Below are 20,270 nucleotides of genomic sequence, written 5' to 3' on the forward strand. Positions count from 1 at the left end.
GGGCGGCGGTCAGCCCGCGCCCAGCGGCCACGGGCCGATCCAGTGTTACGCCTGCCACCCACCGGTCCCGCAACAGCCGGTTCACCCGCAGCCGGTTCACCCGGAGCCGCTGCAGCATCCCTGAGCGAGCGGTGCGCTATCGGGCCGTTCGCGAGCGCAGCGCCCGGTGGGCGTGTGGCCAGAAGGGCATGCCCGCCACGACGGTCGCGCCGGTGGCAATGAGGCCGACCGCGACGTCGACGCTCTCGCGGCCATCGCTTGCCCAGTAGACGTCCTTGAGGTCCAAGAGCAGGGCGAGCTCGTCGACGATCATGGCGTTCGCGGCGCCGTACGCGACGGCCGCCGCGGGATGCCGCCGTTGCTTGTCGGTTCCGCGTAGGCCCACAGCGCCGACCGTGGCCAGCATCCCGATGCCGATGTTGTAGTGGTGAAAATGCCTGCCGCCCATGGACATACCACCACCCGAGGGGCCATGGCCGGCGCGGATCCAGTGCGTGAGCGCCCGCAGCCCGGCGAACGTGAGCGTGAACGACGTCCAGGCCAGCACCGTGGCCTGCTCGCCGGGTTGCAGCCGCTGGTTCCATTGGTGGCGCAGGCGCTCCCACCGGGACCTCGGTGCGTCGGTGCCGTGAGGCTCCATACCCAACGACGCTAGACCAATAGCATTCCGAAGTGTGGAGTCCCGTTGGGTGCTGCACCTGGACATGGATGCCTTCTTCGCCTCCGTCGAACAACTGACGCGGCCGACGCTGCGGGGCCGGCCGGTGCTGGTCGGCGGCCTGGGCGGGCGGGGCGTGGTGGCCGGGGCCAGCTACGAAGCCCGCGTGTACGGCGCGCGCTCTGCCATGCCGATGCACCAGGCCCGCCGGCTGATCGGCGTGACCGCGGTGGTGCTGCCGCCGCGCGGGGTGGTGTACGGGGTGGCCAGCCGGCGGGTCTTCGACACCGTGCGCAGCGTGGTGCCCGTCGTCGAGCAGCTGTCGTTCGACGAGGGCTTCGGCGAGCCGCCCGACCTCGCGGGCGCGTCCGCCGAGGATGTCGAGGCGTTCTGCGAAGGCCTGCGGCGACGGGTCCGCGAGGAGACGGGCCTGATCGCGTCGGTCGGCGCCGGCTCGGGGAAGCAGATCGCCAAGATCGCGTCCGGGCTGGCGAAACCCGACGGAATTCGGGTCGTCTCGCGCGCCGAGGAACGGTCGCTGCTCGGGGGTCTGCCGGTGCGGCGGCTGTGGGGCATCGGTCCGGTCGCCGAGGAGAAGCTCAACCGGCTCGGCATCGAGACCATCGGCCAGCTGGCCGCGCTGACCGACGCCGAGGCCGCCAATATCCTGGGCGCGACGATCGGCCCGGCGCTGCACCGCCTGGCCCGCGGCATCGACGACCGCCCGGTCGCCGAGCGCGCCGAGGCCAAGCAGATCAGCTCCGAATCCACCTTCGCCGTCGACCTGACCACCCTGGAGCAGCTGCGCGAGGCGATTGACCCGATCGCCGAGCACGCGCATCAGCGCCTGCTGCGCGACGGGCGCGGCGCCCGCACCGTCACCGTGAAGCTGAAGAAGTCCGACATGAGCACGCTGACCCGGTCGGCCACGCTGCCGTACGCGACGACGGAGGCCGGCGCGCTGGTCGCCGTGGCCCGGCGGCTGCTGCTCGACCCTCGCGAGATCGGCCCGATTCGCCTTCTGGGCGTGGGGTTTTCGGGGTTGAGCGACGTGCGGCAGGAGTCGCTGTTCCCGGATCTGGACCTGGCGGGGGAGGACCACCCCGCGGAGACGGTGGCGACCGCGGCGGAGGCGATGTTCGCCGCGGCGCCCGGGGAGGGCTGGCGGGTCGGCGACGACGTCACGCATCCCGAGCTCGGGCACGGCTGGGTGCAGGGCGCGGGCCACGGCGTGGTCACCGCGCGGTTCGAGACCCGCAGCTCCGGCCCCGGCCCGGCCCGCACGTTCCCCGCCGACACCGCCGAGCTGACCAAAGCCAACCCCGTCGATTCCCTGGACTGGCCGGACTACCTGGGCGTGCTGCAGGCCCTGGACGCGAACGCCCCGTCAGCCCCAGCGGGCGATGACGTCGCCGACCGGTAGCCGCGCGGCCAGCGCGGCCATCATCAGCACCCGCGCCTGCGGCGGTCGTAGGCGGGGCACCATCACCGCGCCGGCGGCCGCCATCTGGTGCCCGGGCCCATAGGCGGCACCGACGCTCCCGCCGGGGACGCGGGTGGACACCGCGACGGCGACGCCGGCGCGGCAGTGCCGGGTCACCGCGTCGACCACCGCGTCGCCGGCGTTGCCCGAACCCAGCGCCTCGAGCACCACGCCCTTGGCCCCGGCCGCCACGCAGGCGTCGAGGGCCACCCCGTCGCTGCCCAGGTAGGCGGCGACGATGTCGACGCGCGGCGCGTCCGCCGCGCTGAGATCCCCGAGCTGAGGCCGTGTCTTGGTGACGGCCAGCGTGAGACCGCCGTTCACCGTGCCGATCAGCTCACCGGCGAATCCGGTCAGGTCGTTGGTCGCCACCTTGGTCAGCCCCAGCGGCTGCAAGACCCGGCCGGCGAAACACACCAGCACGCCCAGACCCCGCGCGCCGGGGCTGCCCGCCACGGCGAGGGCCGCACGCAGGTTGGCCGGGCCGTCGGCGTCGGGGGCGTCGGCGCTGCGCATCGCGCCGGTCAGTACCACCGGAACGTCGCCCGCGTGGGTGAGCTCGAGCCACAGCGCGCTCTCCTCCATGGTGTCGGTGCCGTGGGTGACCACCACACCGTCGGCGCCGCCGTCGATCGCCGCGCGCACGGCGCGGCGGATCCGGTCCCAATCCGCGGGCACCAGCTGCGAGCTGTCCAGCGCCAGCACGTCGACGACGTCGACGTCGAGGCCGGCGGCCAGGTCGGCCGCGCCATAAGCGGGCCGGTGCACGCCGTCCGCGCCGGTGCCGGTCGATATCGTGCCTCCGGTGGCGATCACGGTGAGCCGGCCCATGGTGAAATCATCGCGCACGCCAACCGCGAACATCGGCCAGCCCGCGTCGGCATTGGGGGATCGCGTGGGCATTGGGGGATGATGTGAGAGTGCCCGAGGAACCATCGACTGAGCCAGTGACCTCAACCGAGCAGGCCGGCGACGGCGCGGCCGCCGAGCCGCAGCGGCCGCCGAGGCGGCTGCGCCTGCTGCTGTCGGTGGCGGCGATCGTCTTGGCCCTGGACATCGTCACCAAGGTGCTGGCCGTCAAGCTGCTGCCGCCCGGTCAGCCGGTGCCCATCATCGGCGACACGGTCACCTGGACGCTGGTCCGCAACTCCGGTGCCGCGTTCTCGATGGCGACCGGCTACACCTGGGTGCTGACGCTGATCGCGACCGGCGTGGTGGCCGGCATCTTCTGGATGGGCCGGCGGCTGGTGTCGCCCTGGTGGGCGGTCGGGCTGGGCATGATCCTCGGCGGCGCCATGGGCAACCTGGTCGATCGCTTCTTCCGGGCGCCCGGGCCGCTGCGCGGCCACGTCGTGGATTTCCTGTCGGTCGGGTGGTGGCCGGTGTTCAACGTCGCCGACCCCTCGGTGGTGGGCGGCGCCATCCTCCTGGTGGTGCTGTCGGTCTTCGGCTACGACTTCGACACGGTCGGCAGGCGGAAGGCCGACCAGCGCCGATGACGCACCGTTCCATGCCCGTCCCCGAGGGGCTGGCGGGCATGCGCGTGGACGCGGGCCTCGCGCGGCTGCTGGGCCTGTCCCGCAGCGCCGCCGCGGCGCTGGCCGAAGACGGCGGGGTGGAACTCGACGGCGTGCAGGCGGGCAAATCCGACCGGCTGACCGGCGGCGCGTGGCTTGAGGTCCGGTTGCCCGAAGCGCCGCCGCCGGTGGAGAACACGCCGGTCGAAATCGAGGGCATGACGATTCTGTATTCCGACGACGACATCGTCGCGGTCGACAAGCCCGCCGCGGTGGCCGCGCACGCGTCGGTGGGCTGGACCGGACCGACGGTGCTCGGCGGACTGGCCGCGGCCGGTTACCGGATCACCACGTCCGGCGTGCCCGAGCGGCAGGGCATCGTGCATCGCCTCGACGTCGGCACCTCCGGGGTGATGGTGGTGGCGCTCTCCGAGCGCGCCTACACCGTGCTGAAGCGCGCGTTCAAACAGCGCACTGTCGACAAGCGTTATCACGCGCTGGTGCAGGGCCATCCGGACCCGTCGAGCGGCACGATCGACGCTCCGATCGGGCGGCACCGCGGCGGCGAGTGGAAGTTCGCGGTCACGACGAACGGCCGGCACAGTCTCACCCACTACGACACCATCGAGGCCTTCGTCGCCGCCAGCCTGCTCGACGTGCACCTGGAAACCGGCCGCACGCACCAGATTCGGGTGCATTTCTCCGCGCTGCATCACCCGTGCTGCGGTGACCTGGTCTACGGGGCGGATCCTAAGCTCGCGAAAAGGCTTGGGCTCCAACGGCAATGGCTGCACGCCCGGTCGCTGTCGTTCGCCCACCCGGCCGACGGCAGGCGGATGGAGATCGTCAGCCCCTACCCGGCCGATCTGCAGCACGCGCTGGACGTGCTGCGCGCCGAGGGCTGATCATTCTGATGGTCGCGACCCGTCCCCCAAGCTTCGCTGGGGGTGCCCCCAGCGCCCGGCTTCGCCGCGCTTGCGATCACTCGGCCGGCTTGCGCGCCTCGACGAGCAGCCGCGTGGAGTACGCGACGAACGGCCCGTCGGCCTCGATGCGCTCGTGCAGTTCGCGCAGCCGATCCCGGTAGGCGTCGACCGTGAAGTCCGGCACCGTCCAAATCACCTTGCGCAGGAAGTAGATAACGGCGCCGACGTCGAAGAACTCGGCCCGCATCCGCTCCATCCGGATGTCGACGACCTCCATCCCGGCGGCTTCGGCCTCGGCGCGCTGGACGTCGGGGTGTAGTTCGGCCCATTTTTCCGGTTGCGGCCCGATGAAGTACTCGACCAGTTCGGCCATCGTCGCGGGCCCGATCTGCTGGGCGAAGTAGGTGCCGCCCGGCCGCAGCACCCGCGCGATCTCGGCCCATCGCACCTCGATGGGATGGCGGCTGGTCACCAGGTCGAAGGCCGCGTCGGCGAACGGCAGCCCCGGCTCGTGGCCGGTCAACACCACCACCACGCCGCGGGGATGCAGGCGTCGGGTGGCCAGCGCCGCGTTGGGCGGCCACGATTCCGTCGCGGCCATCGCGGGCGGAAACCGCTCCGCGCCCGCGAGCACCTCGCCACCGCCGGTGTCGATGTCGCACGCGGCCGACACGCTCGCCAGCCGCCGGCTCATCTGACGCTGATACCCCCACGAGGGGCGTTCCTCGGTGGCGCGCCCGTCCAGCCAGGAGAAGTCCCAGCCGTCGACGGGGGCGGCATCGGCCTCGGCCACGAGGTCGTCGAATGTGCGGACCATGTCGAGCATGCTAGGCAGCGCTCAGGGCTGGTGATTACCGGCCTTGCCGTTCACCTGCGCAAGGGTGCTCCAAATCTGAGATGTGCCGTGCGAATAGATTTCGACGATGTTGCCGAAGGGGTCTTCGCAGTAGCACACATAGAATCCGATGCCGGGCGCGAACTCCCACACCGCGCTGCGTTGTCTGCCGCCGCTCTCCGCGATGCGCCGCGCAAGGCCTTCGACGTCGGGGTCGATGACGCAGAAGTGGAACGTACCGGTCTTGTGCAAGTAGAACTGTGTGTTCTCGTCAGCTGCCCGCTGCTCGGGTTTGGGTTCGGAGAACTCAAACAACTCCAGGCCGACACCATTGCCCGCGTCCATCATGGCGATCCTGCCGGATACCACGTGGGGGCCCAGCATGTCCGCGACCAGCTCGCCGAAGTAACCCTCGCCCGCGGTGTACTCCTGCGGCTCGTGCAGGAGTTGGAAGCCGAGGACGCGTTGGTACCAGTCGATGGCCGCCTCCGCATCGGTGACGGTCACACCGACATGAGTGATCGTTCGTGGCTGCACTTTCGCGATCGGTTCGGCCATCGGTGTCCCCCTTGGTGACGAGTTGGCAATTGCGCTCTCACTGCATCACGAAGTGAGCCCCGAATGGGCGCTGGTCCTCGAAGCCGTTACTGATCCGGTCGCTTTCTTGTATCGGCGGCCCTCAGCGGGCGGACTGGCGGCTGGCGTAACCGCGCGGCGTGGCGCCGAACCGGGTTCGGAACTCGCTGATGAAATGGGACACGTTGACGTAGCCGACCCGGTGGGCGATCTCGGTCACGGCCCATCTTCGATCCAGAACCAGTTCGCGCGCTCGGTTCAGCCGGACGTCTTTGACGTACTGATACGGCGACGATCCCGTCACCTCGCGGAACGTTCTGGTGAATGCGGATGAGCTCAGGCCCACCTCCGCGGCCAGGGTCGCGACCGTGATCGGCTCGGCCCAATGCTCATTGATGTAGGTCAGTGCCGCGCCGATGGGATTACCGGCCGCTTGCTGGGTGGCGAAGTGCAGCATCCGCGCAAACTGTTCGCGCTGCAGGACCCGATACACCAACTCGCGCAGATACAAGGGCGCCAGCACTCGCCGGTCGACCTCGGTCGAGAGCGACCGCACGAACCGCAGGACCGAGCTCATGACTTCGTCGTCGAGCGCGGAGACGACGCACGATTCGGTGAGCTCCGGTACCGACGCCGCCTCGGCGCCCCGCCCGCCCGGCATCTTCTCGGTGATCTCGCGAACGGTAGACGGATCCACCTCCAGCACCATGCATAGGCAGGGCTTGCGCGGCGATGCCTCGAGCACCTCGCTCTGGAAGTGCACATCGCCGTTGATCACCAGGTAGCTGAACTGGTCGTAGACGTGACGCCGGCCCATCTCGATGACGGCCTTGCGGCCCTGCGCGACGAGTCCGATCGACAGTCCCCGGATCTCCTGCCACTCGGGTTCGGTGGGCTCGGTGAATCGGTAGATGGTCAGACCGGGCCACAGCCCGACGTTCGCGCCGGGATGCGGTGCGCGCGCAGTCAATTCGGCGACGAGATCACCGGAACTGAGGTGATGTTCGATGTTTTCGGCGGCGGTCAGGTCAACACCCCCCTTGGCGTCAGCACACCGCGGGGGCCGGAACCGCTCCGCAAAGAAAAAGGTAGCCGAATACGAGGGCCCTCGCTGGGTGAGTGTCACCGCGCGGGATCGAAACCGGCAAACATCGGGCAGGAATCTTGTACCGCGGCCGCCGACCATCCGGTTGGCTATTGATCATCCTTCGGGCGGACCTATTCCCGGCGCAATCGCCGGTTACTTGCGGATATCGAGGAGACATCATGGCGATGCGGGCAGCACGCATGCACGGATACAACCAGCCGCTGGAGATCGACGAAGTGCCGGTTCCCGATGTCGGGCGAAGCCAGGTCCTGATCAAGGTCGCCGCGACGGGCATGTGCCGCAGCGACTATCAGCTGTTGGATGGCTACTTCCGCGACGGTCTCCCGGTGGACTTCCCGTTCATCCCGGGGCACGAAGTGGCGGGCACCATCACCGAGGTGGGCGCCGACGTGCCGGATTCCGCCGGCATCGGCGAGGGAGACCTTGTCGTGGTGGACCCGAACTGGGGGGACGGCACGTGCCGGCAGTGCCACGAAGGCAACCAGCAACTGTGCGCCGACGGGCAACTCGTCGGGTTCGGACCCAACGGGGGCTTCGCCGAGTACATGGTCGCCCCGTACGACCACGTGATCTCGGTCGCCGATCAACCGGATGCCGACCCCCGGTACCTGGCCCCGCTGACCGATGCGGGCCTCACTCCGTACCGCGGCATGAAGAAGTTGCGCGACGCGGGCAAACTCGGCGCCGGCCGTACGGTCGTCATCAACGGCATCGGCGGTCTGGGCAGCTACGCGGTGCAATACGCCCGGCTACTCGGTGGCGGCGCGACCGTGCTCGGATTCGCCCGGAGCGATGAAAAACTCAAGGTCGCAACCGAACACGGCGCGCATCACACCGTGAACGTCCGGGACAAATCCGTCGAGGACGTGCAGAACGAGCTCGAGGACCTGACCGGCCGACGCACCGTCGACGCGGTGCTGGACTGCGCCGGATCCACGGAGTCCCTGGGATTGGCGGCCGCGATTCTCGAGACGGAGGGTGCGCTATCGCAGGTGGGCCTCATGGGCCAGCGGGTGGAGCTCCCGTTGTTTCCGTTCGTCAGCGGAGAGAAGTCGTACTTCGGCTCGTTCTGGGGCAATTACAACGACCTTCGGGAGGTGCTCGCGCTTGCCAGCCAAGGCCTGATCAAGCACCACGTGGTCCCGGTCAGGCTCGACGACATCAACGACAACCTGGAAGCCCTGGGCCGGGGCGACATCGTCGGCCGGGCCGTGGTCGTCTTCGACTGACCGCTGGCCGGCGGCGCGCCGAATCACGGCGCGCGGCAGACGAATTTGGTGCCGTTGAGGTCGAGCTTGACCTCGCCCTGGTGCTCCCAGTATTCCGAGCCCTGCCGGCCGTACCTGGCGCCGCTGCCGGACGGCTCTTGGAACAGGATCTGCTGGTTGCCCTTCCAGTCGAGCACCGCCGCGGGCGGGTCGAACTCGTTGTAGAACTGCGCGGTCAACGGTCCGGTGTCCGCGGGGCACTGGTAGCTGACGACGGGCGGGCTCAAGGTGCCGGGGTCGGCGATGGCCAACTGGACCAGCCGCGTCTGATACGCCTCGGTCAGGCACGTGCGCATCTCGGGGTTTTGTGCACAGCCGTCCCGCCCGCTCGCCCAGTTGTTCTGCGCGCTGGCCAGCGCGGCTTGGTCCGCGCCGGGCCGGCCGAGCGCCTCCTGGTAGGCGGCCTGGACCCGATGGTCGAGATCGCTGAGGTGCGGATCGGTGCACACCTGCCGCTGGGCCGCGTTCGCCGGGGTGGCGCAGTCGAGCGGCGCCGCGGTCGGCGGGGCAGTGGTGGTCGCCGACGTGGTGGTGGCCGGCGCCGGGGTCGTCTTCGCGCCGCAGGCGCTCAGCACCAGGGCCGCAACGATGACGGCGAGCAGTCGCATACGTGCTGACTACCGCCTGCCGGGCGCACCGTCGGCGCGACACGCCGAAATGCGCGACCGCAACCGCCGCGGCGATCCCGGCGGGGACGGTCAGACCGTGGCCGTGTTGGCCTCGCCCGTCGCGATCTCGGGGGCCAGCGGCGCGATCGCGCCGATGATCGCGGTGACCGTTTCGGACGGCACCCCGGCCGCGGCCAGTGCGTCCGACAGGTGCCCGGCCACCAGGTTGAAGTGGTACATGGTGATCCCGCGCCCCTGGTGGACCTGCTTCATCGGCGCGCCGGTATAGGGCTCGGGGCCCCCGAGCGCGGCGGCGAAGAACTCGACCTGCTTGCCCTTGAGCCGGTTCATGTTGGTCCCGGTGAAAAAGCCCGCGAGTTGGTCGTCGGCGAGCACACGAACGTAGAAGTCCTCGACCACGACTTCGATTGCCTCGTGGCCGCCGATCCGGTCGTAGATGGTGCCCGGCTGTGGCTTGTGGAAGCGTGCCAGAATTTTCATAAGTCCGATTGGAACATTTCGGCGTTGCCCACCAGTTAGTTCGCAATCACGCTCGGATGTCCTTGCGTAACAACCGGATTGCTCACCCATGACGGCCCCGCCCGCCGCGGCGTGAGATGTGCGGCGCGCTTTACATGCCGGAAATCTGCATCGAGTGGGGGCGCTGATGTCCTAGGTTGGCTTTATGACTCGCGTCACAACATTCACACAGCCCCGCAAGGCGGTCGTGGTCAACGGGCAGGCCAGTTGCGGTCGGGGGGCCGACATCATCAGGAGCGAAAGCCAATGAATCTCGGCGACATCACCAACATGGTCGAAAAGCCGCTCGCGAATCTGGTGGAGAAGCCGATCGCGGCGGTGTCCCACATCGTCAACACCCCCAACTCCGCGGGCCGCTACCGGCCGTTCTATCTGAGGAATCTGCTCGACGCGGTGCAGGGACGCACGCTCGACGAGGCGGTCAGTGGCAAGACCGTCCTGATCACCGGGGGATCGTCGGGCATCGGGGAGGCCGCCGCGAAGCGGATTGCGGAAGCGGGCGGTGAGGTGGTGCTCGTCGCGCGCACCCGGGAGAACCTGGAGAAGGTCGCCGCTGAAATCGAAGGCAACGGCGGCAGCGCCCACGTCTACCCGTGCGACCTGACCGACATGGACGCGATCGCCGCGATGGCCGACCAGGTGCTCAGCGACCTGGGCAGCGTCGACATCCTGATCAACAACGCGGGGCGGTCCATCCGGCGCTCGCTGGAGCTGTCCTACGACCGGATCCACGACTATCAGCGGACCATGCAGCTGAACTATCTGGGCGCGGTCCAGCTCATCCTCAAGTTCATCCCGGGGATGCGGGAGCGCGGCTTCGGGCACATCATCAACGTCTCCTCGGTCGGGGTGCAGACCCGCGCGCCGCGCTTCGGCGCCTACATCGCCAGCAAGGCCGCGCTGGACAGCCTGTGCGACTCCCTGCAGGCCGAGACCGTCAACGACGGCGTGAAGTTCACCACCGTGCACATGGCCCTGGTGCGCACCCCGATGATCAGCCCGACCACCCTGTACGACAAGTTCCCGGCGCTGACGCCGGATCAGGCGGCCGGGGTGATCGCGGACGCGATTGTGCACCGGCCGCGCCGGGCCAGCTCGCCGTTCGGTCAATTCGCCGCCGTCGCCGACGCGGTGAACCCGGCGGTGATGGACCGGGTGCGCAACCGCGCGTTCGCCATGTTCGGCGACTCCCATGCCGCCAAGGGGGACGAATCATCAAGCGACTCACCGCAATTCGACAAACGCAGCGAGACGTTTGTGCGGGCGACTCGCGGGATACATTGGTGACATCATGAGCCTTCCGAAACCCGACATTCAGACCACTGTCGTCATCACCGGCGCCTCGTCCGGCATCGGCGCCGAACTGGCTCGCGGGCTGGCCCGCCGGGGCTTCCCGCTGCTGCTGGTGGCGCGGCGCCGCGAGCGTCTCGACGAACTCGCCAACGAGGTGGGCCAGGAATACTCGGTGGCGGTCGAGGTGCTGCCGCTGGACCTCGGCGATCCCAAGGGCCGCGCCAAGCTGGCCGATCGGCTGCGCGCCGAGCCCATCGCCGGGCTGTGCAACAGCGCCGGGTTCGGCACCAGCGGGGTCTTCCACGAGCTGCCGCTCGAGCGGGAAAGCGAGGAGGTGACCCTCAACTCGCTGGCGCTGATGGAGCTCACCCACGCGGCCCTGCCCGGCATGGTCGAGCGCGGGGCCGGGGCGGTGATGAACATCGCGTCGATCGCCGGCTTCCAGCCGGTGCCCTACATGGCGGTCTATTCGGCGACCAAGGCGTTCGTGCAGACGTTCTCCGAGGCGGTGCACGAGGAGTTGCACGGGACCGGGGTGTCGGTCACGTGCCTGTGCCCCGGGCCGGTGCCGACCGAATGGGCGGAGATCGCCAACGCCGAGCGGTTCAGCATCCCCATCGCGCAGGTCTCGCCCCGCGACGTCGCCGAGGCGGCGATCGGCGGCATGCTGTCCGGCCGGCGCACCGTGGTGCCCGGCGTCGTGCCCAAGGTCGTCAGCACCGGCGGCCGGTTCGCCCCGCGCAGCCTGCTGCTGCCCGGGATCCGGATCGGCAACCGCTTTCGCGGCGGACCAAACCGCTGAGCCTGCGTCGGTCGCCCGGTCACCGTGGTCACTTGCGCCGGGCGATCGACGAAGCGGCCGCGCTAGGCTCCGCTCATGGCCGCCGTTGACCTGACCGCCGACATGCCGATGAGCCCGCAGGAAATGTGGGATCACGTCTCCGACCTGTCGGACCTGGGCGACTGGCTGGTGATGCACGAAGGGTGGCGCAGTGATCTGCCCGAGGAACTCGGAGAGGGCGTCCAGGTGGTGGGCGTGGCCCGGGCCAAGGGTTTCCGCAACCGGGTGACATGGACGGTGACGACGTGGGATCCGCCCCATGAGGTGGCGCTCTCGGGTTCGGGCAAGGGCGGCGCCAAGTACGCCGTGACGCTCACCGTGCGGGCCGCCGACGAGGGATCGACGCTGGGCCTGCGCCTCGAGTTGGGCGGGCGGGCGTTGTTCGGCCCGGTCGGTTCGGCGGCCGCGCGGGCGGTCAAGGGCGACGTGCAGAAGTCTTTGAAAAACTTCGTCGAGCTGTACGGCTAGAGCGCCGGGTGTCTGCACGCGGCGGGTCGCCGCGAATCAATAGCAGACACACTTCGCGACACGCCCGAAACCCGTCGGTGCTCAGTCATAGACTGGCGTCCCTATGACAGGTTCGATTCCTCCTCACGCAAGCGTTCGTCGCGAGTCGTCGTTCGTGCACCTGCATAACCACACCGAGTACTCGATGCTGGACGGGGCCGCGAAGATCACGCCGATGCTGGCCGAGGTGGAGCGGCTGGGAATGCCCGCGGTCGGGATGACCGACCACGGAAACATGTTCGGCGCCAGCGAGTTCTACAACGCCGCGGCCAAGGCGGGGATCAAGCCGATCATCGGGGTCGAGGCCTACATCGCGCCTGGCTCGCGTTTCGACACCCGCCGGATCACGTGGGGTGACCCCGGGCAGAAGTCCGACGACGTGTCGGGCAGCGGGTCCTACACGCACCTGACGATGGTGGCCGAGAACGCCACCGGCCTGCGCAACCTGTTCAAGCTGTCCTCGCTGGCCTCCTTCGAGGGCCAGCTCGGCAAGTGGTCGCGGATGGACGCCGAGCTCATCGCCGAACACGCCGAGGGAATCATCGCCACCACCGGGTGCCCGTCGGGCGAGGTGCAGACCCGCCTTCGGCTCGGGCATGACCGCGAGGCGCTGGAGTCGGCCGCCAAGTGGCGGGAGATCTTCGGCGCCGACAACTATTTCCTCGAGCTGATGGACCACGGCCTGTCCATCGAGCAGCGGGTCCGCGACGGCCTGCTCGAGATCGGCCGCAAGCTCGGCATCCCGCCGTTGGCCACCAACGACTGCCACTACGTCACCCGCGACCACTCGCACAACCACGAGGCGCTGCTGTGCGTGCAGACCGGCAAGACGCTGTCGGACCCCAACCGGTTCAAGTTCGACGGCGACGGCTACTACCTGAAGTCGGCCACCGAGATGCGCCAGATATGGGACGCGACGGTGCCGGGCGCGTGCGACTCGACGCTGCTGATCGCCGAGCGCGTGCAGCCCTACGACGACGTGTGGGCGCCGCGCGACCGGATGCCGATCTTCCCGGTGCCCGAGGGACACGACCAGGCGTCCTGGCTGCACCACGAGGTGATGGCCGGGCTGCGGCGGCGTTTCCCGTCCGGTGTCGGCCAGGACTACATCGACCGGGCCGAATACGAGATCAAGGTCATCTGCGACAAGGGCTTTCCGTCGTACTTCCTCATCGTCGCCGACCTGATCAACTACGCCCGCTCGGTCGACATCCGGGTGGGGCCGGGCCGCGGTTCGGCGGCCGGTTCGCTGGTGGCCTACGCGCTGGGCATCACCAACATCGACCCGATCCCGCACGGCCTGCTGTTCGAGCGGTTCCTCAACCCCGAGCGGCCGTCGGCGCCCGACATCGACATCGACTTCGACGACCGCCGGCGCGGTGAGATGGTGCGCTACGCCGCCGACAAGTGGGGCCAGGACCGGGTGGCCCAGGTCATCACCTTCGGCACCATCAAGACCAAAGCGGCGCTGAAGGATTCGGCTCGAATCCACTACGGCCAACCCGGCTTCGCCATCGCCGACCGGATCACCAAGGCGTTGCCGCCGCCGATCATGGCCAAGGACATCCCGCTGTCGGGCATCACCGATCCGAACCACGAGCGGTACAAGGAGGCCGCCGAGGTGCGCGGCCTGATCGAAACCGATCCCGACGTGCGCACCATCTACCAGACCGCGCGCGGCCTGGAGGGGCTGATCCGCAACGCCGGCGTGCACGCCTGCGCGGTGATCATGAGCAGCGAGCCGCTCACCGAGGCCATTCCGTTGTGGAAGCGGCCGCAGGACGGCGCCATCATCACCGGCTGGGACTACCCGTCGTGCGAGGCCATCGGCCTGCTGAAGATGGACTTCCTGGGCCTGCGCAACCTGACGATCATCGGCGACGCGCTGGAGAACATCAAGGCCAACAGGGGAATCGACCTCGACCTGGAATCGGTGCCGCTCGACGACAAGCCGACCTACGAGCTGCTGGGCCGCGGCGACACCCTGGGGGTGTTCCAGCTCGACGGCGGCCCGATGCGCGACCTGCTGCGGCGCATGCAACCCACCGAGTTCAACGACATCGTCGCGGTGCTGGCGCTGTACCGCCCGGGCCCGATGGGCATGAACGCCCACAACGACTACGCCGACCGCAAGAACAACCGCCAGGCGATCAAACCGATCCACCCGGAGCTCGAGGAGCCGCTGCGCGAGATCCTCTCGGAGACATACGGTCTGATCGTCTACCAAGAGCAGATCATGTTCATCGCCCAGAAGGTCGCCTCCTACACGATGGGCAAGGCCGACGCGCTGCGCAAAGCAATGGGCAAGAAGAAGCTCGAGGTGCTCGAGGCCGAGTACAAGGGTTTCTACGATGGCATGACCGCCAACGGGTTCTCCGAAAAAGCGGTGAAGGCGTTGTGGGACACGATCCTTCCCTTCGCCGGCTACGCGTTCAACAAGTCGCACGCGGCCGGCTACGGCCTGGTGTCCTACTGGACGGCCTACCTGAAGGCCAACTATCCGGCCGAATACATGGCCGGGCTGTTGACCTCGGTGGGCGACGACAAGGACAAGGCCGCGGTGTACCTGGCCGACTGCCGCAAACTCGGGATCACCGTCTTGCCGCCGGACGTCAACGAGTCCCTGGTGAACTTCGCGTCGGTCGGCCAGGACATCAGGTTCGGGCTGGGTGCGGTGCGCAACGTCGGCGCCAACGTGGTCGGTTCGCTGATCAAGACCCGCAACGAGAAGGGGAAGTTCACCGACTTCTCGGACTACCTGAACAAGATCGATGTCTCGGCCTGCAACAAGAAGGTGACGGAGTCGTTGATCAAGGCCGGCGCGTTCGACTCGCTGAGCCATGCCCGCAAGGGCCTCTTCCTGGTGCACACCGATGCCGTCGATTCGGTGCTGGGCACCAAAAAGGCCGAGGCGATGGGGCAATTCGACCTGTTCGGCGGCGATGACGGGTGCACCGAGTCGGTGTTCACCATCAAGGTGCCCGAGGACGAATGGGAAGACAAACACAAGCTGGCGCTGGAGCGCGAGATGCTGGGCCTGTACGTGTCGGGTCATCCCCTCAATGGCGTGGCGCACCTGCTGGCCGCCCAGGTGGACACCCAGATCCCGGCCATCCTGGACGGCGACGTCCCCAACGAGACGCAGGTGCGGGTGGGCGGCATCCTGGCGTCGGTCAACCGGCGGGTCAACAAGAACGGAATGCCCTGGGCGTCGGCGCAATTGGAAGACCTCACCGGTGGCATCGAGGTGATGTTCTTCCCGCACGCATATTCCGCCTATGGCGCCGACATCGCCGACGACGCGGTGGTGCTGATCAACGCCAAGGTGGCCATCCGCGACGACCGCATCAGCCTGATCGCCAACGAGCTTGTGGTGCCGGACTTCTCCAATGCCCAGCCGAACCGGCCGATCGCGGTCAGCCTGCCGACCCGGCAGTGCACCATCGACAAGGTCAGCGCCCTCAAGCAGGTGCTGGCGCGCCACCCCGGGACCGCCCAGGTGCACCTGCGGCTCATCAGCGGGGACCGGATCACCACCCTGGAGCTGGACCCGTCGCTGCGGGTGACGCCCTCGCCGGCGCTGATGGGCGACCTAAAGGAGCTGCTCGGCCCGGGATGCCTGGGCGGCTAGCCGGGCGCCGCCGAGTGCGAATGTGGTTTCACACTCGCGGCCGAACGTGAAAGTAACCGCACACTCGCGGGCTCGCCGTCCCTTTCGTCAGGCGTCGCCGGCCTGCAGCCGCGCACGGACCGCTTCCATGCGTTGAGCCAGCGCCGCCTCGTCGATGACGTTGCGGGCAACCAGGGAGTGCGCCAGCGCGACCAGCTGGCTCTCCGGATACGGCAGGGCCACGTACACCTCCTCGCCGAGGCGATCCTCGTCGGTCCGGCGCATCAAGAGCTCCAGCGCTGTGCCCTGCCGGTCGAGCGCCTCGCACATCCCGTCGAGGCTGGACTTCCAGGGCGGCACCGGGTTGCTCACGCCATATTTCTCCGCCATCCGTGCCCACACCTGATCGCGTTCGGCGACCTGCTCCAGCGTCGGCACCCGGACGGCGGTGACGTCGATCTCCGCAGACATCGGCGGGCCCTCAGTAGTTCTCGGCGGGGCGGACGGCCGGATGCACGGGGCGGTCGATATTCGAGGTCACGCCGGGCCTGGGCAGGGCGACGCCGATCATGCAGTCGCGCGTCACGATTTCGGCGAGTTGCTCCTCGCTCCACCCATCGGTGCCTGCCGGCCGGAGCGGCAGGACGAGGAACCGGTGTTTGGAGTTCGAGTCTTCGACCCGGATCTCGACGTCCTCCGGCAGGTACAGGCCGAACTCGGCCAGGACTTGGCGGGGCCATCGCACGATGCGGCGCCGGTAGTTAGGCGTCCGGTACCACTCGGGTGAGTTCCCCAGCAGCGGGCGTGGGTAGCAGGAGCACAGCGTGCACACGATCACGTGGTGCAGCGTCTCGGTGTCCTCGAGTATGTGCAGTGCGGTGAAGTCGCTGGGTGTGCCGAAGCCGGTCGGATGGAGCCAGTCGATGCCGACCTCGCGGCTGGCGGCGACGCCGTCTTGCAGGGCCAGCCGTTTGAAGTCGGGGTCCACCCACGCCTTCGCGACGAGCCGGGCGCCCGGCGCAGGGCCCATCTGCTCGACGAACTCGGTGTAGCGCCGATGATCCTCGGCGGTGAACAAGCCCTTCTCGATTGCCAGCTCGCGCAGGGCGATTTCCAGCACTTCGAAGTCGGTGACCTCTTCGACCATCGGTGCCGCGTGGCGCTCGGGTTCGTGGGCCGCGTCGGTGTGCTCTGTCATCTCGCCATCCTGGTTGGTGAATCGGCTAAGAAGCCGGCTGCAGCCACCGCTCGGATATCTCCGCTTGCAGCGTGTCGTTCGGCGGGCCCGCATAGGGGTCCCAGAGGTCGGCCATCTTGAAGCGAACGATGTAGAACCACTCCGGCCGCTGATCTTCGCGGTCGAACGCCTCGTCCTCGGGGGCCGGGCTCTCGTACGACACCCGGACGACCGTGCCCGGCTTGCCCCGCAGGTATTCCTGGGTGCGGGTGTAGAAGATGGTGGGCAGATCCCGCACCACCACCGGGTCGCCGACCGCGAACCGTGCGTCACCGGCGAGGCCGTCGAAGCACTGCGGATCGCCCTTGCCGACGGCCTCGACGTGATGGCGGTTCCTGGGCACCGCGGCCGCGTCGCCGACAGTGTGAGACGCCGGCTCCAGCGGCGTCGCACCGGCCGCCGCGCGCCCACGTACTTCGGCCGCTCGTTCGATCAACTCACCGAGGGTGATGTGGCGTTTGTCGATGAGGCACCGGGCAATCGCCAAAACCCAACGGCCGTAGTAGGGGAAACCCTGATAAAGCATTCTCCCGACATCGACGTTGCCGAGCCGTCTGCGCTCCTCCGATGTCCAGATGCCCCGCCAGCCGAGCACCTCACACGTGACAAACGTGTTGAGTTCCCACTGCTCTTCCTCCTTCTCCTCGAAGACCGCCGGAGCGTCCGGCTCGCCGCCGACGTCGTGGGGCGTCTTCATGAAGGCGCGGAAGCGATCGTGAGTTATCTCGTCCGGGTAGGCCCAGTCCTGCAACCGGTGAAGGGCGACGCGCAGTTGGCTGACCAAGTCGCCCATAACAGAATTCGCCACGATCGCTACCTCAAAGTAGAAGCGAGAGTGCATAACCCGAAGACCACCGTAACATCGCGGGGGTCATCCGAGTGTGGGGAATCTGTGGACCGCCGCCGGTCACACCGTCGCGCCCCATTGTGCGGGGGGCTACGCGGACAACCCCAGCGCCGCCTCGTGGTCGTGGGTGGGGATGATCGTCACCGAGTGCCGGGCCAGGTGCAGTCGCTGCAGGGTCCGGAAGGCTTCCTCGCGGTCCTCGTCCACCAAAACACCCGGGTAACTCGACTTTTGGCGCACCTTCTCAATCTGCAACCAATGCCAGGCCGCGTCGCCGGCGATCAAGACCCACCCGCGCGCCGTGTGGGCGAGCACTCCGACGCTGCCGGGAGTGTGTCCGGGCAGGTCGACCAAGAGGACGGAGCCGTCACCGAACAGGTCGTGGCTCCGGGTGAAGGTCAGCACCGGCGGCCCGTCGAGCTCGTAGTCGACGGTGGGCCGGCCGCGCAGCGAATCGCGAACGCCGCCGACCGGCGCCACCGGACCCGAATCGATCCAGTCCCGTTCGGTGCGGTGCAGATGAACCGGCAGATCCGGCAGGTCCAGCAGACCCGACACGTGGTCCCAGTGCGCGTGAGTCGGCAGGGCGAAGTCCAACGCCGGCGTCTCGGGCAGCCGGGTCAGGGCCGTGATCGTGGGAACCGTGTCGGCGGGCGGACGGACCGCGACGCGAAGCACCGCGGGTAGTTGGGCGATCGCGCGGCGCTCGACGTCGCGGCACACGGCCGGATCGACGATGAAGGTGGCGTCCGGGTGGGTGACGACGAACGACGTCATCGAGTTGTCGACGCGGGTGGGCGCGAAAGTGCCCTCGACGATCGCCGCGGTGGGCACCGAGCGCGGCACCTGGGGCAGCGCGATCACGGTGACGGTGCGCCGGGGCTCGGGCAGGCCCGCGTCGGTGACACCGCGGAGGAAGCGGTCGTCGGGCCGCTTGGGGCGCACGGCGCCCCAGACCAACCCGGTTGCGGCGGCACAGCATTGGCGCAGGGTGGGGGAGCGAACCGGGTCGCGCGTCATGGCACCGCCACCCGGACGATGACGCTGTCGGCCCACACGCCGCGGTCGCGCGCGCGGCGCAGCTTCTCGCGCACGCACAAATCTTGGTGCACGTTCGTGACGCCCGGGACCTTGATCAGCGGCACGATGTTCCACTGCCAGCCGTAGCGGCGGTGCAGGAGGCGATTCGCCCGCTCGGCGTCGGCCCCCGCGAGGATGGTGGCGCGGCCCGCGACCGTCGTCGCCCCGCGGCGAACCCGGCCCCGATGGTCGCACGCGGTGAGTTCGACGTCGGCGCGGGCGGCAAGCCGGTTGGTCTTCGGCCCCCGCTTGGTGCGGAACAGCAGCGCGCCGCCGTCCAGCCCGAACCAGATCGGGGTGTCGACCGGGGTGCCGTCGCGGCGAAACGATCGGAGCAGCGCGTAGCGCGCCGCGCCCAGCCCGTCGAGTGAATGTGTGTGCATGCCCCCAGTCAACGACTTAGAGTTGGCTCTAAGTCAAGCGTCGAGGAGGCCCGATGAGTGCTCGGCTCACGATCGGTGAGGTGGCGCGCCAAGCCGGCGTCGCGGCGACCACCCTGCGCTACTACGAACAGATCGGGCTGGTGCCCCCGCCGGGCCGGCTGGGCGGGCAGCGCCGCTACGACGACTCGGTGCTGGCCCGGCTCGACGTGATCCGGCTCTGCAAGTCGGCCGGCTTCGCACTGGAGGAGATCCAGCTGCTCTTCGCCGACGACGCGCCGGGGCGGCCCGTCAGCCGGGCGCTGGCCGAATCCAAGCTGGCCGAAATCGATGCCCAGATGGAGGCGCTGGCCCGGGCCCGTGCCGTGATCGAATGGGGGATGCGCTGCACGTGTCCCTCAATCGACGCGTGCACGTGCGGGATTCACACCGCGCTGCCCGCCTGAGCAAAGGAGCTCCATGACCCAGCCCATCGCCGTGCGCAACTTCTCCCACGTCTGCATCGGCGTCTCGGACATCGAGGCGTCGCGCGCGTTCTACACCGCGGTGCTGGGCATGGACGTCGTCTTCGACGTCGAGCTCGACGGTGCGGGACTGGACTCGGTGACCGGCGGGGCCGCGCAACGGGGCCGCATGGTCGGCGGGCTGGTCGGCTCCGCGATGGTCGAACTGCTGTCGTTGGGCGCCGTCCCCGACTGCCCGAGCGGACCGCACCTTGGCTACACCAACGTCTCGTTCCGGGTCGACGACCTGGATGCCACCTACGACGCGGTGCGGCGCGAGCACCCCGGCGTGCGGGCCGAGCCGCCCGTCGACATCGGCGGGGTGCGGATGTTCTTCATCTACGACCCCGACGGCACACCCATCGAACTGCTGGAGTTGCCGGCCGGCATTTCGAGCACGGTGCAGCTCTGGCGCCCGGATCCGGCGTGATCCATTCCGCGTCTCCGATCGCG

Annotated in this window: 22 protein-coding genes; 10 read left to right on the forward strand and 12 right to left on the reverse strand. The window is 68.8% G+C overall.

Going from position 1 to position 20,270, the window contains the following annotated elements:
- Positions 1 to 136: 136 nt before the first annotated feature.
- Positions 137 to 640 carry a hypothetical protein gene (locus tag A5691_RS25775; protein WP_067761280.1) on the reverse strand — a complete coding sequence of 168 codons (504 nt, stop codon included), beginning with the start codon at positions 638 to 640 and terminating at the stop codon, positions 137 to 139.
- Between the two features lie 49 nt (positions 641 to 689).
- On the opposite strand from A5691_RS25775, the gene A5691_RS25780 reads away from it, so the two are divergent.
- The gene (locus A5691_RS25780) at positions 690 to 2,081 is read left to right on the forward strand and encodes a DNA polymerase IV (RefSeq protein WP_197505071.1); all 1,392 of its coding nucleotides are present in this window, start codon (positions 690 to 692) and stop codon (positions 2,079 to 2,081) included.
- On the opposite strand, the gene A5691_RS25785 is transcribed toward A5691_RS25780, so the two are convergent.
- Entirely contained in the window at positions 2,046 to 2,972 is a 927-nt protein-coding gene (locus tag A5691_RS25785) for an asparaginase (protein WP_068016276.1), read from the reverse strand. The two genes, A5691_RS25780 and A5691_RS25785, sit on opposite strands and share 36 nt — an antisense overlap.
- A gap of 89 nt (positions 2,973 to 3,061) precedes the next feature.
- Here A5691_RS25785 and lspA point away from each other — a divergent pair, with 89 nt between their 5' ends.
- Both lspA and A5691_RS25795 read left to right on the forward strand, forming a co-directional pair.
- Positions 3,062 to 3,640 carry a signal peptidase II gene (lspA, locus tag A5691_RS25790; RefSeq protein WP_082950500.1) on the forward strand — a complete coding sequence of 193 codons (579 nt, stop codon included), beginning with the start codon at positions 3,062 to 3,064 and terminating at the stop codon, positions 3,638 to 3,640.
- The gene (locus tag A5691_RS25795) at positions 3,637 to 4,563 is read left to right on the forward strand and encodes an RluA family pseudouridine synthase (protein WP_068016267.1); all 927 of its coding nucleotides are present in this window, start codon (positions 3,637 to 3,639) and stop codon (positions 4,561 to 4,563) included. Before lspA ends, A5691_RS25795 begins: the two co-directional genes overlap by 4 nt.
- Positions 4,564 to 4,639: 76 nt before the next feature.
- Here the strand turns inward: A5691_RS25795 and A5691_RS25800 are convergent, their stop codons facing one another.
- The 3 genes from A5691_RS25800 to A5691_RS25810 form a co-directional block, all read right to left on the reverse strand.
- Positions 4,640 to 5,401, reverse strand: coding sequence for a class I SAM-dependent methyltransferase (locus A5691_RS25800; RefSeq protein WP_067761324.1), 762 nt, complete (start codon positions 5,399 to 5,401; stop codon positions 4,640 to 4,642).
- Between the two features lie 21 nt (positions 5,402 to 5,422).
- Entirely contained in the window at positions 5,423 to 5,977 is a 555-nt protein-coding gene (locus A5691_RS25805) for a VOC family protein (protein ID WP_067783558.1), read from the reverse strand.
- Positions 5,978 to 6,098: 121 nt separating this feature from the next.
- Positions 6,099 to 6,965: an AraC family transcriptional regulator gene (locus tag A5691_RS25810; protein WP_197694398.1), complete on the reverse strand. Its 867-nt coding sequence runs from the start codon at positions 6,963 to 6,965 to the stop codon at positions 6,099 to 6,101.
- Between the two features lie 296 nt (positions 6,966 to 7,261).
- Between A5691_RS25810 and A5691_RS25815 the strand changes: the two genes are divergently transcribed.
- Positions 7,262 to 8,332: an NAD(P)-dependent alcohol dehydrogenase gene (locus tag A5691_RS25815; RefSeq protein WP_082950502.1), complete on the forward strand. Its 1,071-nt coding sequence runs from the start codon at positions 7,262 to 7,264 to the stop codon at positions 8,330 to 8,332.
- Between the two features lie 23 nt (positions 8,333 to 8,355).
- On the opposite strand, the gene A5691_RS25820 is transcribed toward A5691_RS25815, so the two are convergent.
- Both A5691_RS25820 and A5691_RS25825 read right to left on the reverse strand, forming a co-directional pair.
- Positions 8,356 to 8,979 (reverse strand): MliC family protein, encoded by a 624-nt coding sequence (locus A5691_RS25820; RefSeq protein ID WP_067761295.1) that lies wholly within the window; start codon positions 8,977 to 8,979, stop codon positions 8,356 to 8,358.
- A gap of 90 nt (positions 8,980 to 9,069) precedes the next feature.
- Entirely contained in the window at positions 9,070 to 9,480 is a 411-nt protein-coding gene (locus tag A5691_RS25825; RefSeq protein WP_067761299.1) for a group 1 truncated hemoglobin, read from the reverse strand.
- Positions 9,481 to 9,765: 285 nt separating this feature from the next.
- Between A5691_RS25825 and A5691_RS25830 the strand changes: the two genes are divergently transcribed.
- From A5691_RS25830 to dnaE, 4 genes are all read left to right on the forward strand, one after another.
- Complete coding sequence (locus tag A5691_RS25830; RefSeq protein ID WP_067761302.1) at positions 9,766 to 10,806, forward strand: SDR family NAD(P)-dependent oxidoreductase; 1,041 nt, start codon at positions 9,766 to 9,768, stop codon at positions 10,804 to 10,806.
- Between the two features lie 4 nt (positions 10,807 to 10,810).
- Positions 10,811 to 11,614: an SDR family oxidoreductase gene (locus A5691_RS25835; protein WP_067761305.1), complete on the forward strand. Its 804-nt coding sequence runs from the start codon at positions 10,811 to 10,813 to the stop codon at positions 11,612 to 11,614.
- A 75-nt stretch (positions 11,615 to 11,689) separates the two neighbouring features.
- The gene (locus A5691_RS25840) at positions 11,690 to 12,121 is read left to right on the forward strand and encodes an SRPBCC family protein (protein WP_067761308.1); all 432 of its coding nucleotides are present in this window, start codon (positions 11,690 to 11,692) and stop codon (positions 12,119 to 12,121) included.
- 103 nt (positions 12,122 to 12,224) lie between these two features.
- A complete protein-coding gene (gene dnaE, locus A5691_RS25845) occupies positions 12,225 to 15,791 on the forward strand; it encodes a DNA polymerase III subunit alpha (RefSeq protein WP_067761309.1) in 3,567 nt (1,188 codons plus the stop codon).
- Between the two features lie 87 nt (positions 15,792 to 15,878).
- On the opposite strand, the gene A5691_RS25850 is transcribed toward dnaE, so the two are convergent.
- From A5691_RS25850 to A5691_RS25870, 5 genes are all read right to left on the reverse strand, one after another.
- Positions 15,879 to 16,241 (reverse strand): thiocyanate hydrolase, encoded by a 363-nt coding sequence (locus A5691_RS25850; RefSeq protein ID WP_067761313.1) that lies wholly within the window; start codon positions 16,239 to 16,241, stop codon positions 15,879 to 15,881.
- Between the two features lie 10 nt (positions 16,242 to 16,251).
- The gene (scnC, locus tag A5691_RS25855; protein ID WP_067761315.1) at positions 16,252 to 16,968 is read right to left on the reverse strand and encodes a thiocyanate hydrolase subunit gamma; all 717 of its coding nucleotides are present in this window, start codon (positions 16,966 to 16,968) and stop codon (positions 16,252 to 16,254) included.
- A 25-nt stretch (positions 16,969 to 16,993) separates the two neighbouring features.
- Complete coding sequence (locus A5691_RS25860) at positions 16,994 to 17,800, reverse strand: SH3-like domain-containing protein (RefSeq protein WP_068016264.1); 807 nt, start codon at positions 17,798 to 17,800, stop codon at positions 16,994 to 16,996.
- A gap of 144 nt (positions 17,801 to 17,944) precedes the next feature.
- Positions 17,945 to 18,874: an MBL fold metallo-hydrolase gene (locus A5691_RS25865; protein ID WP_068016261.1), complete on the reverse strand. Its 930-nt coding sequence runs from the start codon at positions 18,872 to 18,874 to the stop codon at positions 17,945 to 17,947.
- On the reverse strand, positions 18,871 to 19,317 hold the full coding sequence (locus A5691_RS25870) for a PPOX class F420-dependent oxidoreductase (RefSeq protein WP_068016259.1): 447 nt from the start codon (positions 19,315 to 19,317) through the stop codon (positions 18,871 to 18,873). The genes A5691_RS25865 and A5691_RS25870 overlap by 4 nt, the downstream gene beginning before the upstream one ends.
- A gap of 53 nt (positions 19,318 to 19,370) precedes the next feature.
- Between A5691_RS25870 and A5691_RS25875 the strand changes: the two genes are divergently transcribed.
- Both A5691_RS25875 and A5691_RS25880 read left to right on the forward strand, forming a co-directional pair.
- A complete protein-coding gene (locus A5691_RS25875) occupies positions 19,371 to 19,760 on the forward strand; it encodes a helix-turn-helix domain-containing protein (protein ID WP_067888032.1) in 390 nt (129 codons plus the stop codon).
- Between the two features lie 13 nt (positions 19,761 to 19,773).
- Entirely contained in the window at positions 19,774 to 20,247 is a 474-nt protein-coding gene (locus A5691_RS25880; RefSeq protein ID WP_067758214.1) for a VOC family protein, read from the forward strand.
- Positions 20,248 to 20,270: the final 23 nt, after the last annotated feature.

Source organism: Mycobacterium sp. E183, from assembly GCF_001667735.1.
GTDB lineage: Bacteria > Actinomycetota > Actinomycetes > Mycobacteriales > Mycobacteriaceae > Mycobacterium.